Annotated in this window: 13 protein-coding genes and 1 pseudogene; 12 read left to right on the top strand and 2 right to left on the bottom strand. The window is 45.3% G+C overall.

Annotated elements, in window-relative coordinates; genetic code table 11:
- Positions 1-320: 320 nt before the first annotated feature.
- The 9 genes and pseudogenes from OCV54_RS14870 (at position 321) to OCV54_RS12915 (ending at position 10,502) form a co-directional block, all read left to right on the top strand.
- Positions 321-1,261: pseudogene (locus OCV54_RS14870) on the top strand (EamA family transporter).
- A 160-nt stretch (positions 1,262-1,421) separates the two neighbouring features.
- Positions 1,422-2,108, top strand: a complete 687-nt coding sequence (locus OCV54_RS12950; protein ID WP_022216743.1) for a zinc dependent phospholipase C family protein — start codon at positions 1,422-1,424, stop codon at positions 2,106-2,108.
- 267 nt (positions 2,109-2,375) lie between these two features.
- Positions 2,376-3,620 carry an ammonium transporter gene (locus OCV54_RS12945; RefSeq protein WP_015534214.1) on the top strand — a complete coding sequence of 415 codons (1,245 nt, stop codon included), beginning with the start codon at positions 2,376-2,378 and terminating at the stop codon, positions 3,618-3,620.
- A gap of 247 nt (positions 3,621-3,867) precedes the next feature.
- Entirely contained in the window at positions 3,868-4,215 is a 348-nt protein-coding gene (locus OCV54_RS12940) for a P-II family nitrogen regulator (RefSeq protein ID WP_004850656.1), read from the top strand.
- A 327-nt stretch (positions 4,216-4,542) separates the two neighbouring features.
- On the top strand, positions 4,543-7,209 hold the full coding sequence (locus OCV54_RS12935) for a cation-translocating P-type ATPase (RefSeq protein WP_015534213.1): 2,667 nt from the start codon (positions 4,543-4,545) through the stop codon (positions 7,207-7,209).
- A gap of 2 nt (positions 7,210-7,211) precedes the next feature.
- Positions 7,212-8,273, top strand: a complete 1,062-nt coding sequence (locus OCV54_RS12930) for an inorganic phosphate transporter (RefSeq protein ID WP_015534212.1) — start codon at positions 7,212-7,214, stop codon at positions 8,271-8,273.
- Positions 8,274-8,513: 240 nt separating this feature from the next.
- On the top strand, positions 8,514-9,134 hold the full coding sequence (locus tag OCV54_RS12925) for a DUF47 domain-containing protein (protein WP_015534211.1): 621 nt from the start codon (positions 8,514-8,516) through the stop codon (positions 9,132-9,134).
- Between the two features lie 314 nt (positions 9,135-9,448).
- Positions 9,449-9,817, top strand: coding sequence for a CidA/LrgA family protein (locus OCV54_RS12920; protein WP_004850651.1), 369 nt, complete (start codon positions 9,449-9,451; stop codon positions 9,815-9,817).
- Positions 9,810-10,502 (top strand): LrgB family protein, encoded by a 693-nt coding sequence (locus OCV54_RS12915; protein ID WP_015534210.1) that lies wholly within the window; start codon positions 9,810-9,812, stop codon positions 10,500-10,502. Before OCV54_RS12920 ends, OCV54_RS12915 begins: the two co-directional genes overlap by 8 nt.
- Before the next feature lie 19 nt (positions 10,503-10,521).
- Here the strand turns inward: OCV54_RS12915 and OCV54_RS12910 are convergent, their stop codons facing one another.
- The gene (locus OCV54_RS12910) at positions 10,522-11,115 is read right to left on the bottom strand and encodes a helix-turn-helix domain-containing protein (RefSeq protein WP_015534209.1); all 594 of its coding nucleotides are present in this window, start codon (positions 11,113-11,115) and stop codon (positions 10,522-10,524) included.
- 241 nt (positions 11,116-11,356) lie between these two features.
- On the opposite strand from OCV54_RS12910, the gene OCV54_RS14765 reads away from it, so the two are divergent.
- Together OCV54_RS14765 and OCV54_RS14760 are read left to right on the top strand one after the other, a co-directional pair.
- On the top strand, positions 11,357-11,590 hold the full coding sequence (locus OCV54_RS14765) for an iron-containing alcohol dehydrogenase (protein WP_055224435.1): 234 nt from the start codon (positions 11,357-11,359) through the stop codon (positions 11,588-11,590).
- Positions 11,545-11,871 (top strand): dehydroquinate synthase/iron-containing alcohol dehydrogenase family protein, encoded by a 327-nt coding sequence (locus tag OCV54_RS14760; protein ID WP_055224433.1) that lies wholly within the window; start codon positions 11,545-11,547, stop codon positions 11,869-11,871. Before OCV54_RS14765 ends, OCV54_RS14760 begins: the two co-directional genes overlap by 46 nt.
- Before the next feature lie 60 nt (positions 11,872-11,931).
- Here the strand turns inward: OCV54_RS14760 and OCV54_RS12900 are convergent, their stop codons facing one another.
- Complete coding sequence (locus OCV54_RS12900; protein ID WP_118649377.1) at positions 11,932-12,450, bottom strand: type III toxin-antitoxin system ToxN/AbiQ family toxin; 519 nt, start codon at positions 12,448-12,450, stop codon at positions 11,932-11,934.
- Positions 12,451-12,806: 356 nt separating this feature from the next.
- Here OCV54_RS12900 and OCV54_RS12895 point away from each other — a divergent pair, with 356 nt between their 5' ends.
- Positions 12,807-13,478: a YoaK family protein gene (locus OCV54_RS12895; RefSeq protein ID WP_055224431.1), complete on the top strand. Its 672-nt coding sequence runs from the start codon at positions 12,807-12,809 to the stop codon at positions 13,476-13,478.
- Positions 13,479-13,544: the final 66 nt, after the last annotated feature.

Genomic DNA, 13,544 nt, shown 5'->3' with positions numbered 1-13,544 from the left:
AAGCGAGAAAACAAGGATTTGAACTTATATGCAATAGAAAAGTGCTTGGCTTTGCTTTGGGGAGTATAAAACACAGCCTGTGCCAATTTGCCGTCCGAAACCGGGCGGCTTTGCTGTTTTTACGGAAATATACTGCTCACTATTCCAGACTGACGGACGCCGCCATTGTAGAATAAATCACTTTGCAGTAACTGTTACGCCCGCAACCTTAATCAAAGATCAAAATTTTTTCTAATCATTTTCCTGTTAGCTATAAAGATGATACAAAATGATAAATGTAAGTGTGTCTTACGGTCACATATAAATGGGAGGCGCGTAAAATGTGGATATTATTTGCTGCTGGTTCTTCGTTCTTTGCGGGAATCACGGCGATACTTGCAAAATGCGGTATAAGAAAGACGGATTCTGATGTGGCGACGGCCATAAGGACAGTTGTGGTTCTGCTGTTTGCTTGGCTGATGGTTCTTGTCACAGGAGCCTGGACTGCAGACACATATATCAGCGGCAAGACTTTGCTTTTTCTGGTCCTCTCCGGCCTTGCAACCGGCGCATCCTGGCTGTGTTATTTCAGGGCGCTGCAGAAAGGGGATATCAACAAGGTCGTTCCCATAGACAAATCAAGCACCGTGCTCACGATTCTGCTTGCCCTTATATTCCTACATGAGGGGATCACCTGGGTTAAGGGTATCTCAATAGTTATGATAGGTGTGGGCACTATGCTTATGATCACCAAAAGAAAACTGCAGATGATCAGGAGCTGTCAGGGAAAGATGTCGAACATATGTCAACAGACGGTGGCAGTGTGGCACAGAAACAGCGGGGAATGGGACTTTTGCATGGCAGCTGGCTGTTGTACGCCGTGCTCTCAGCTGTTTTTGCCAGTCTGACAGCGATACTCGGCAAGGTAGGGATATCGGATATCAACTCAAATCTGGGCACGGCGATCAGGACAACGGTGGTTCTTGTCATGGCTTGGCTTATGGTGTTTGTGTCAGGAAAACAGCATGAGATAAATGGCATAGAGATGAAGTAGCTGCTGTTTATTGCGCTCTCCGGAATAGCCACGGGAGCATCCTGGCTGTGTTATTACAGGGCACTTCAGGACGGACCGGCAAGCGTGGTAGTACCGATAGACAAGCTGAGCATGCTCATCACCATTGCATTTTCAGGAATCGTGTTCCATGAAAAGCTGACCAAGAAAGCGGCTGTTGGCGTGGTATGCATCACTGCTGGAACTCTCTTAATTGCCATGAATTTCTGAATATTTTACGGTCTATTTAGAAAGTATTTATAGTTTCTTCCTGTGGATTTTATATCTATCGTTTACACTATATACAACGAAAAAGGTATAGAGGATACATTTGTACATGAGAAGCTTATCAAGCTGTGCTTGATGGCAGAACAGGCAGGAGGCGTTAAATATGAGAACAGCAGACCACATGAATCTGAGCAGATATATTATGGATCATATGGATGCCGGCGCATCTAAGCTGAAGAAGGCGGCGTTCATATTTGGCAGCATAGAGCCGGATATCAATATGTTGACTTATTTCAGGGGCAGCATCCATGGCGAGGAGAAGCTTAGAGGACACAACTATGAAAATGTCCAAAAGTATATGGAAAAACTTACAAATAAACTCACAAAGAAACTTGAAAAAGGCGGAATGGGAACTATAAGACAGAGCTTTCTTCTCGGAAAGCTTGTTCACTACGTGGCAGATTCATTCACATATCCGCACAACAGTATATTTCCTGGGAATCTTAGAGAACACTGCCAGTACGAGACAGAGCTGCATGACTATGTGAATAAGACGATATCTTCAGTAGGTGTCAATATGGAAAGCATAGATGATGGGCGAGACATAGTGGAATATCTCAGAGAAATGCATGACAGGTATGTCAGTGAGGCTCTGGGATGCGAGAATGATTACAGACATATCACACATGCAATATCCGTGGTTACAGAGCGGTTCTGGCAGACAGAGAGTGTGTCAGTGCCATCCATGCGGGATGTTGTAATTGCATATAAGGAACATATCCCGGTTACGGCAAATGCAAGTATGGCAGCAGCTGGCAAGACTGGAATGGAGTCTACAGGGGTGGCGTAGGATAGCACGCCGTAAAAAAGTCCAGTATATCGAAATTGAGCCGACAACAAAGACTTGGTTAAGAAACTTCATAAAAACAACAAAACAGCTTGAGAAAAACAATTTAAAATTACCTCTTGCATTATTTTCTGAAGTCTGCTATTATAAATCACGACAAAGGCGTCAAATGAATCGAAAAGATTCGTTTGGCGCCTTTTCGCGTATGTAGTACCGGGAGAATGAGATATCGCATCCTTCGGGTGAATAAAGGTTAAGGAGGAAGAAACTATGAATACGGGAGATACTGGTTTTATTATGATCTGTGCGGCTCTGGTGTTCTTCATGACACCCGGACTTGCATTTTTCTACGGAGGCCTCGTCAGGAGGAAAAATGTTGTAAATACCATCATGGCATGTACGGCCATCATGGGACTTTCAGTTGTCATGTGGGTGCTGTTCGGTTACTCGCTCTCATTTGGCACGAACCACGGAGGTGTTATAGGAGATCTCAAGTGGTTTGCACTCAACGGGATAAAGATGGATGAGGCTGGCCCTTATGCGGACAATATACCTCACCTTGTATACGTTGCATTTCAGATGATGTTCGCCATGATCACACCGGCGCTTATCACTGGTTCACTGGTCGGACGTGTGAAGTTCAAGGCATTGTTCTTCTTCATCATGCTCTGGTCGATCATCGTTTATTACCCAATGGCTCACATGGTATGGGGCCAGGGTGGTTTCCTCGGAGAGATCGGATCAGTTGATTTCGCGGGAGGAAATGTAGTACATATAAGCTCAGGTGTGAGCGCCCTTGTATTCTCTATCATCCTTGGAAGAAGAAAGGGATATGAGAACACAGCATACAGAGTTCACAACATTCCATTTGTAGCACTCGGTGCATTTATACTGTGGTTTGGATGGTTCGGTTTCAATGCCGGAAGTGCCCTTGGCGCAAATGGTCTTGCAGCACATGCGTTCATGACAACAGCAATTGCCAGTGCTAGCGCAATGCTCTCATGGATGATAATAGATGTTATAAAGGATGGAAAGCCTACCCTGGTCGGTGCATCGACAGGCCTTGTAGTCGGTCTTGTGGCCATAACACCTGGTGCAGGATTCGTACCAATCTGGTCATCATTCATCATCGGTGCACTTGTCAGCCCGATCTGCTGCTTTACAATATCATTCCTGAAGGGTAAGCTGAAGATAGACGATGCACTTGATGCATTTGGATGTCATGGTATCGGAGGTGTCTGGGGAGGTATCGCAACAGGTTTATTTGCAAAGAGCTCGATCAACAGTGTAGCTCGTTGGGATGGTCTGGTATTCGGAGATGCACATTTGTTTCTGATGCAGCTTGTTGGCATTGTGGTTACGATCGCGGTAGCCGTAGTCGGAACACTTATCTGTCTTGGAATCGTGAGACTCTTCACACCACTCCGTGTAACAGACAGAGAAGAGAAGGTAGGTCTGGATATCTCAGAGCATGGTGAGAGTGCATATCCAACATTCAATGGACTTGATTCGTAGGAGGATGCAATTGCGAACTGGATATGTATAGAGTGTTGAACTGATTTAGAATACCAATCAGGGAGCGCTTCCGCTTAACTCAGGCTGCAGCGGTACTAAGGCGCTGCCTGGGGGCACCACCTAAGGACCGGCGCCCTCGTATATCCCTGAGTTGGTAGTTCTAAATCAGCTCAACAAAATAAGAATACTATGTTCGCAATTGCCTGCATATTCTGGAAATTTGGCAAAGTGAAAGGAGAATATCATTATGATGATAAAGGTTGAGGCTATCGTGCGCGAGGAGGTCTTTGAGGACGTCAAGGAAGCACTGAACGCTATAGATGTAAATGGAATTACAGTGTCTCAGGTTATGGGATGCGGGGCACAGAGAGGATATAAGAAACTTGTCCGTGGTACGGAGGTAGATGTGGTGATGCAGCCAAAGATCAAGTTTGAGATAGTTGTGTCATCTGAGGAATGGGAGAAGAAGACCATCGAGGCTATCCAGAAGGCGGCATATACAGGCGAGGTTGGAGACGGCAAGATATTCAGCTACGAGATCCGCACTGCAACTAAGATCCGTACAAAGGAGAGCGGCTATGATGCTCTGAATTAAAAGTTTATAATTTCTTTACCAAATACTAGCCGGGAATCCTTTGACAATCACAGGGTTCCCGTGTTATTATGTCGGAAATATCAGGGAGTAGTTCACATCGGTTATAAGATGTTGTGCGATCTCGTCATCACGTTTTCTGGCTGGGACATACCTGTGCAGGGAACCGGGACGCACGCTTTCGGAGTATATATAGTAGTGTATATAGAAATTGAAAGGAACGAGACTTTTATTGTGTGTTTATCATGCAATGAAGGTCTCGTTCCTTTTTCTTTGCATGACACACACAACCTGTTTACAGAGATTAAGAAGAAAAGGAGTCTGGTGTGTATGACAGAGAAAAATTTTTGGAACTGTTCCGGTGATGAATTACTAAAAGAATTCAAGACAGACAGCCGCGGACTGTCGACGGAGCGGGCAGAGGAGATCCGCAGTGAAAAGGGAGAAAATGTTCTCCAGGAAGGCAAGAGAAAGAGCACATTACAGGTGTTCCTCAGCCAGTTTTGTGACCTGCTGGTGATCATACTGATCATAGCAGCGGTCATTTCTATGTTTTCTGACAATATCGAGAGTACCATAGTAATCTTGGCGGTACTCGTCATGAATGCTGTGCTTGGAACGGTGCAGCATGTGAAAGCCGAGCGTTCGCTTGACAGTTTGAAACAGCTTTCATCCCCAAATGCAAAAGTTATGAGAGATGGTGTGAAGCAGGAGCTTCCGTCCCGCGAGATAGTTCCGGGTGATATCGTGCTGCTCGAGGCGGGCGATATGATAGTTGCCGATGGAAGGATACTCAGGAACTTCTCACTCCAGGTAAATGAGAGTTCACTCACCGGAGAATCTACAAATGTGGAAAAGAATGATGCAATAATAGAAGGTTCCGTGCCTCTTGCAGACAGGACAAATATGGTGTATTCAGGAAGTCTTGTTACATACGGACGAGCAGAGGTGCTTGTGACCGGAACAGGAATGGATACGGAGCTCGGCAAGATTGCAGGACTTATGAATGCGGCAAAGGAGAGAAAGACTCCGCTTCAGGAGAGCCTTGACAAGTTCAGTGCAAGGCTTGCGGCATTCATCATGATCGTGTGCGCGCTGGTATTTGTCCTCTGTATATACAGAAAGATGGCGGTGCTTGATTCCATGATGTTCGCAGTCGCTCTTGCAGTTGCAGCAATACCTGAGGCTCTTGGTTCGATAGTTACCATCGTGCAGGCATTTGGCACCCAGAAGATGGCGAAGGAGAATGCGATCATCAAGAACCTCAAGGCGGTTGAAAGCCTTGGATGCGTGTCAGTCATCTGCTCAGACAAGACCGGAACACTTACACAGAACAAGATGACCGTGCAGGAGATATATCTGGATGGAAAACTTTACAAGCCGGAGGAGCTTGATTCCCATAACCAGCTCCACAGATATCTGCTATATGATGCGGTTCTCACCAATGATTCCAGCATAGTGGATGGAAAAGGAATAGGAGATCCGACGGAATATGCATTGCTTGAGATGTTCCGCCAGGTCCACATGATGCCAGGCATGGAGACGGAGGGTAAAGGTACCTCTGTTCCTGCGGAGGCTGTAAAATGGAGTCTGAAGGAGGATGTACTCAGGGACTGCATGGACAGAATGGAGGAGGTTCCGTTCGACTCGGACAGAAAGCTTATGAGTACAAAGTATCTGCTTCATGGGGTTCCGACCATACTCACCAAGGGTGCTGTTGATGTGCTGCTTGACAGATGCGTAAGCGTGAGATACAGCGATGGCGTAAAGCCTATGACAGATGAAGAAAAAGCGAAGATCAAGGCTCAGAACAAGGCATTCTCAGAGAATGGCCTCCGTGTACTGTCATTTGCATATAAGGAAAGTGATGAGGTACTGGGAGTTGATACTGAGTATGGATTTACATTCCTTGGACTTGTGTCCATGGTGGATCCGCCACGCCCGGAGTCTATGGCAGCGGTTGCCGATGCAAGGCGTGCGGGCATAAAGCCGGTCATGATAACTGGAGACCACAAGATCACAGCGGTTGCCATAGCGAAGCAGATCGGAATATACGAAGATGGGGACATGGCACTCACGGGAGAGGAGCTTGACGCTCTGTCTGATGAGGAGCTTGCACGTGACATAACAAAGATATCTGTATATGCCAGGGTGTCACCGGAGAATAAGATAAGGATAGTCGATGCATGGCAGAAGAACGGCAATATAGTAGCCATGACAGGCGATGGTGTCAATGATGCCCCTGCACTCAAGAAAGCAGACATAGGTGTTGCCATGGGAATAACCGGCACGGAGGTGTCCAAGGACGCGGCGGCTATGATACTGTCAGATGACAACTTTGCAACCATCATCAAGGCGGTGTCAAATGGACGAAATGTATACAGGAACATAAAGAATGCGATACTGTTCCTGCTGTCAGGAAACACAGCTGGAATACTGGCGGTGCTTTATACCTCGATAGCTGCCCTGCCTGTTCCGTTTGCACCTGTACATCTGTTATTCATCAACCTGCTCACAGATTCTCTTCCTGCGCTCGCGATAGGAATGGAGCCGGCTGATCCATCGCTGCTCTCAGAAAAACCGAGGGATCCTAAGAAGGGAATACTGACATCTGACTTTATGGCAAAGATGCTCTCGGAGGGCCTTCTCATCGCTATAGCGACCATGACAGCATTCCATCTTGGCCTGCCGGTGAGTCCGGCAAAAGCCACTACCATGGCATTTGCAACACTGACACTTGCCAGACTGTTCCACGGTTTTAACTGCAGAAGTGAGGAGTCGATGTTTAAGCTTGGATTTAGATCAAATAAATACAGCGTATATGCATTTTTAGCCGGAGTGGCATTTCTGGCTGCGGTCCTGTTCATACCGGGACTTCACAGTCTGTTCAGCGTGGTAAGTCTTGGAGCAGCGGATGTGCTGAAGATAGCGGGACTTGCATTTGCACCAACTGCGATAATACAGATCATTAAGGCCATACAGGATAATAGGAGATAGACATGCTGGAGAATATTACATTTTCATATTTTGCAGAGCAGGTTGTGAGCCATCCGGCGCTTTTGATCGCCGTCCTGCTGACACTTGGAGTAATTCTGGTAAATGGATGGACGGATGCACCAAATGCCATAGCGACGTGTGTGTCTACCAGATGTATAGATGTGGATAAGGCGATAATTATGGCGGCTGCCTGCAATTTCCTTGGGGTGCTTATCATGTCGCTTGTCAATTCAAAGGTAGCCATGACTATCAAGAACATGGTGAATTTCGGCGGTGACACAGACTCAGCTATGATCGCTCTGTGTGCGGCAATGACGGCGATCGTAATATGGGCAATCGGTGCATGGGCATTTGGCATACCAACAAGTGAGAGCCATGCACTGATAGCCGGACTTACGGGCGCAGCCATAGCACTTCAGGGAGGACTGGACGGTGTAAATCCTTCAGAGTGGATAAAAGTAATATATGGTCTTGTGCTGTCAACCGTTCTCGGATTCGCAGTCGGATTTGTGGTGTGCAAGCTGCTCGCGGTTATCTGTTACCGCTTTGACAGAAGAAAGACAAATGCTTTCTTCTCAAAAGCACAGGTGGCCGGCTCGGCGGCGGTGGCATTCATGCACGGAGCCCAGGACGGTCAGAAGTTCCTGGGAGTTCTCCTGCTTGGGCTGTTTCTCGTAAATGGACAGAGCAGTGCAGAAAATGTAATGATACCAATATGGATGATGATACTTTGCTCGGTTGTCATGGGACTTGGAACATCAATTGGAGGAAAGAAGATCATCAAGTCTGTTGGAATGGATATGGTAAAGCTTGAGAAATATCAGGGATTTGCGGCTGATCTGTCGGCGGCACTCTGTATCCTGCTCTCGACGGTATGTGGAATCCCGGTCAGCACCACCCATGTGAAGACGACAGCCATCATGGGCGTGGGTGCTGAGAAGAGGGCATCTGCGATCAACCTCAAGGTGGTGCGTGATATGGTGCTCGCCTGGGTGCTCACATTCCCTGGCTGCGGTGTCATAGGATATGGCATGGCAAAGCTGCTGATCGTGTGGCTGGGGTAGTTTGTAGGTGGTTGAAAATGCAGGCTGAGAAGTGCAAGTGATATTTTGACATACCAATCAGGGGTCGTTCCCACTTAACTTAGCCTGCAGCGGTACTAAGGTGCCGCTTGAGGCTCCACCTAAGGACCGGCGGCTGCGTATTCCCCTGATTTGGTAATGCAAAAATCACTTACACGATTGCAGCGTATGAGTTTTTCAACCACCTACAAACACAGAGTTTTTATTATAAGGAGAAAAACTATGAAGAAGAAAAAGGACGAGTTTTATTTTAAAAATCTGAATACATGTGTGGAGATCTCGTATCAGGCTGCGGAGTTTCTGAAGAACGTAGTCGTGGATTTTTCGGTGGACACCATCAAGGAAAATCTTGATCGTATGCATGAGCTTGAGCAGAAGGCCGATGGCAAGAAACATAAGATGATGACTGTGCTCAGTCAGGCGTTCATAACACCGATTGAACGGGAGGATCTGGTTGCCCTGTCTAACTATCTGGATGATATTACCGATGCTGTTGAGGATGTGTTCCTACAGATTTATATGTGCAATGTGGATACTATCAGAGAGGATGTACCCCAGATGGTAGAACTGCTCCTCGAGTGCATCAAGGCACTGCAGGATGTGATCGGAGAATTGAAGAGATTCAAAAGTTCAAAGACCATTGGGCAGAGCATAATCAGGGTAAATGATCTTGAGGAGCAGGGAGACAGATTGTATGTGGAGAATATGCACAGACTGTACGGTGAGAGTGACCTTAGGACTGTGGTCGTGTGGAAAAACATATATGCCTGCATAGAGAACTGTATGGATGTGTGCGAGCATGCGGCGGATATTGTGAACACAGTGATCATGAAAAATTCATAGGATGAGATTCCTGCAAAAAATAATAGTCAATAGAAATATTTACGAAATATTTTCAGATTGAATTAAAAAATTTGTTATATTTATCAAAAATTAGAAAAAGCAGAATATTCTATTGAATAAAATCAGAGTGAGAATATAATAATCAAAGGGTTAAAGGGTGGTTTGAATATACAGAGTAATTATATCTGTGTATCGAACCTCCTTTTTTGTGAAAAAGGCCCGACATGCGGAGGCTGTATACAGGCATGTATACCAAAGTTATGAATTGTTGCTCCATATGTGCATGATAAATATATAGAAGGAAGACAAAAAAGATGAAATATTTGAAGCAGTTTCTTATAATCCTCGCCATATCCTTTATCGGTGAGATACTTAAGTACATAGTTCCACTACCGATTCCGGCGAGTATATATGGTATGGTTATCATGTTTATCTGCCTACAGACCAAGATCCTCAAGCTGGACGATGTGAAGAGTGTGGGCAAGTTTCTCATAGAGATCATGCCGGTTATGTTCATACCAGCCGGTGTGGGCCTTATGTCGTCGTGGGGAACGCTTAAGCCTGTGCTTGTGCCAGTCAGCGTTATAACGGTGGTCGTTATCATAACGGTCATGCTTGCTTCAGGCTGGGTATCACAGCTTATAATAAGGAGAGACAGGAAGAAGGAGACTGAAAATGAGTGATATGTTTGAATCGTCCATATTTGCAGGGGTGACTATAAGCCTTCTGGCATATATGTTTGGAAGTGTACTTAAAAAGAAACTTAAGATAGCTATACTTAATCCACTGCTGGTGTCCATCATAGTGACTATAGTGGTTCTGGTTGTGGCTGATGTGGATTACGATGTGTACAATGAAGGCGCAAAGTATCTGAGCTGGTTCCTCACACCGGCTACAGTGTGTCTTGCAATCCCACTCTATGAGCAGTGGGAGCTTTTAAAGCACAATTATAAGGCTGTGCTCGGCGGTATAGTTGCCGGAGTTATAACGAGTCTGACTACAGTCCTTGTGTTGTGCAAGGTCATGGGACTTTCCCATAAAGATTATGTGACACTTCTTCCGAAGTCCATAACCACAGCTATCGGAATGGGTGTTTCGGAAGAGCTTGGCGGATATGTGACCATCACGGTTGCAGTCATAGTTGTGACCGGAGTGATCGGCAATATAATCGGAGAGATCGTGTTCAAGATATTCCGTATCAAAGAACCTATATCAAAGGGACTTGCCCTGGGATCATCAGCCCATGCCATCGGAACTGCCAAGGCTATGGAGATCGGCGAGGTTGAAGGAGCCATGAGTAGTCTGTCGATTGCAGTTACAGGAATACTCACGGTCATACTCGCGTCGGTGTATGCACATTTTATGTAATGGATATAATTGGAGAGAGTTATACTTTTCGTATCTCTCTGAGCTTATATGCAGCCATGAGCTGGAATCTGACCTCCGCATTGGAGAGATCATATTCCAGCTCTTCTTTTATTATCCGGAGCCTGTAATTTATCGTATTCCTGTGGCAGAACATTTTCTCAGAGATGTGCTGAACACTGCCGCTGCACTTAAGATATTCGTACAGAGTGTCCGTCAGAGCTGAGTGATGGGTTTTGTCGTACTCTATGACACCACCGAGCTGCTCTGCGATGTCACTACATTTGTCTGCGATGGATCCGGAGGAAGGGCATCTCAGGATAACTGTCGGACTGCCATCATATACAAATGCATGAAAGACAAGATCTGTATTGTTGCAGACCTTCTGCAGGATATACATGAAATCATCTGTTGCTTCTGTATCGATGGACAGAACGTTGTAGCAGCCATTGTTGAATCCGGAGCCTCTTAGTGTGTCAGTCTGCTCGTCGGTCAGAGAATTCCCCATGAGAATATTCTGGAATGCTGCGGTCATGTTGCCATCATCCCTGGAGTCTTCAAATATCCTGTTGTAGTAGTCGTGGGTTATATCAAATATCCTTGTGTCCCATGGCATGGTGAACAGCGGGAACGAATATAGGTGACACAGCCTGACGATCTCATCGGTTATGTCCTCCTCAAATATATATCTGCCGGTATTCAGAATAAGTCCGCAGGTTCCCCTCCGTTCAAGAATGTGGATGTGGATATATCCTCTGATATGTATACCCAGCTTACGATGTTCTCCATTCCCTTTCCGCCGGATATCAGGTTGAGGTTGTATTTTCGCTTGGGTCAGCGATACGGCACTTCCGCTTGTGCTTATTCCTACAACCTGTGGAACAGGTTCAGAGGGAAATGGATTTGCGGTTCTCACCAATCCGGAAAATGGCGACAAGAAGTCGCTCAGATGCAATGCCATCGTGGCAAAGGTATCCATCGTGGATCCGGACTGCATGAAGACCATGCCAAAGCATGTGCTTGCAGCAGTTGGATTTGATGCACTGTGCCACTGCATGGAGGCATACACATCAAAGATCTCGCAGCTCTGACACCGGTTATCATCGAGGCATCCTACAAGGGAGATCACTTCAAGTTTGCGAAGATCGCCAGAATATTTGGTGGTATCACGGCGGATGATCTGGCATCGAAGATCAGAACTCTTCTGAAGAATCTTGATCTGGATGTCAAGCTTTCAGATCTAGGAATCGAGGAGAAGGATATTCCTTGGATGGCTGAGAACTGCATGAAGGTTTCGGCGGCCAGCATAGCTAACAACCCTGTGGTATTCACACAGGAGGAGATCGCTGAGATATATAAGAAGGCAATGTAAATTGTAATATAAAGGATAGCAAACCGCTGCAGCCGGATGGGTTTCCGACTGTGGCGGTTTTTATTGTGAATTATAGTGCTTGCATATCTTTTCTAATTCTGCGAAGTTTAAGCAATCATGCCTTCGTTTAAAATATTCGCCGGACATGTATTTGTTGTAAAGAACGTTGGCTTTGTTGACTATTTTGTCGTAATTTTCATTACACCATTGGAGCTCCTGCCTGTAGAGTTGCTTTCTTTTGGCAATTTCAGAGGTATCGTGCTTTCTTATTTTGGTATCTATTCTTGATAATTGGGATGTTTCAACTGGAATCATTCTGCTGAAATTGAGAGCGGCGATGATTTTGCTATTTATAATAATTCGAGAAAAATCAATCCTATCAGACATGTTTTCGTGTTTTGGTTTGAAGGATGTTAATGGTATACAATATTTTTGACCATTACAAGTGACTATAATTCCGATATATGGTCGAGTATGTTTAGCTAGTTGTGGACTTGAGTTGTATATTCTGTCATCTTTGGCGTGTAGATTGCGGATATATTTCATATCTATCCAATATAATTTTAATTCGTGTTTCAATATGCCTCCTTATAAAATGTAAAAGGACTATGCGTACATAGTCCTTTTTATAGTTCACCTGAAAGGTGACGCTATTCTGCTGAATGTCCACTTATATAATTGGCAGGACTCTCCATATGACTATAGAATAGCATAGAACCAGCATTTGTCAAGTTGTGTAAGTATAATAATTTGTTATGGTAAAAAATGCAATAACAGCCAAGGATATTTAACAGAATGTTTATAAAAGAATACATATTGTAAAATAAAGAATTTGTGTTATCTTGTTTAATTGGATTGCAGTTTGTATCAGGGAACTACCTACTGCATGAGACAGACTGCAAATATTAAATATAGATAGAAAAGAGACGATGCGTATGCTAAGAAAGAACAGAGAACTCAGACAGACATCCGAAACATTCCTGCTCAGTGCGATACTTGCGCTTTCGGGGGGATTTCAGGATGCATATACATACAATGCCAGAGATGAGGTGTTCTCCAACGCCCAGACAGGAAATGTGGTTCTCATGAGCCAGCATCTTATGATGGGAGATTTTAAGATTGCATTGAGATACCTTTTTCCGTTGATCGCATTTGCACTTGGCGTGCTGGTGGCGGAGAGGATAAGCCATAGATACAAGAATGCATCCCGCATACATTGGAGACAGATAGTTGTGCTGGTGGAGATCGTGATATTGTTTGCGGTTGGATTCATACCGGTGAGGTTCAATCTGCTCGCCACGATGCTTGTGTCATTTGCCTGCTCCATGCAGGTTCAGACTTTCAGAAAGGTAAATGGCTACGGCTATGCCAGCACGATGTGTATAGGAAATCTCCGAAGCGGAACGGAGAGTCTGTCGGTATACCTCAGGGACAAAGAGCCTGGGGCACTCAGAAAGGCCATGCACTATTATGGAATCATCATCATATTCGCACTTGGCGCCGGAGCTGGCGGCGTGTGCACGCTGCATCTGGGGTTCAAGTCGATCTGGATATCCAGTGCACTTCTTATGGTGGCACATCTCATGATGTATAAGGAGAAGAGATAACGCACTGTTTTTATCTGAAGAGTAGCTGGATGTTCAAAATATCACAAAATTATCGCTAAACAGCAA

Source organism: Coprococcus aceti (genome assembly GCF_025567285.1).
Classification (GTDB): domain Bacteria; phylum Bacillota; class Clostridia; order Lachnospirales; family Lachnospiraceae; genus Coprococcus; species Coprococcus aceti.
Note: the sequence above shows the minus strand (reverse complement) of the source record. Positions and strands in the feature narration are given on the sequence as shown.

Coding starts and splice junctions, on each gene's coding strand:
- OCV54_RS12920 (WP_004850651.1), top strand. CDS start 9,449: ATGAAATATTTGAAGCAGTTTCTTATAATCCTCGCCATATCCTTTATC.
- OCV54_RS12940 (WP_004850656.1), top strand. CDS start 3,868: ATGATGATAAAGGTTGAGGCTATCGTGCGCGAGGAGGTCTTTGAGGAC.
- OCV54_RS12945 (WP_015534214.1), top strand. CDS start 2,376: ATGAATACGGGAGATACTGGTTTTATTATGATCTGTGCGGCTCTGGTG.
- OCV54_RS12925 (WP_015534211.1), top strand. CDS start 8,514: ATGAAGAAGAAAAAGGACGAGTTTTATTTTAAAAATCTGAATACATGT.
- OCV54_RS12930 (WP_015534212.1), top strand. CDS start 7,212: ATGCTGGAGAATATTACATTTTCATATTTTGCAGAGCAGGTTGTGAGC.
- OCV54_RS12895 (WP_055224431.1), top strand. CDS start 12,807: ATGCTAAGAAAGAACAGAGAACTCAGACAGACATCCGAAACATTCCTG.
- OCV54_RS12915 (WP_015534210.1), top strand. CDS start 9,810: ATGAGTGATATGTTTGAATCGTCCATATTTGCAGGGGTGACTATAAGC.
- OCV54_RS12935 (WP_015534213.1), top strand. CDS start 4,543: ATGACAGAGAAAAATTTTTGGAACTGTTCCGGTGATGAATTACTAAAA.
- OCV54_RS12910 (WP_015534209.1), bottom strand. CDS start 11,115: ATGCCATGGGACACAAGGATATTTGATATAACCCACGACTACTACAAC.
- OCV54_RS12950 (WP_022216743.1), top strand. CDS start 1,422: ATGAGAACAGCAGACCACATGAATCTGAGCAGATATATTATGGATCAT.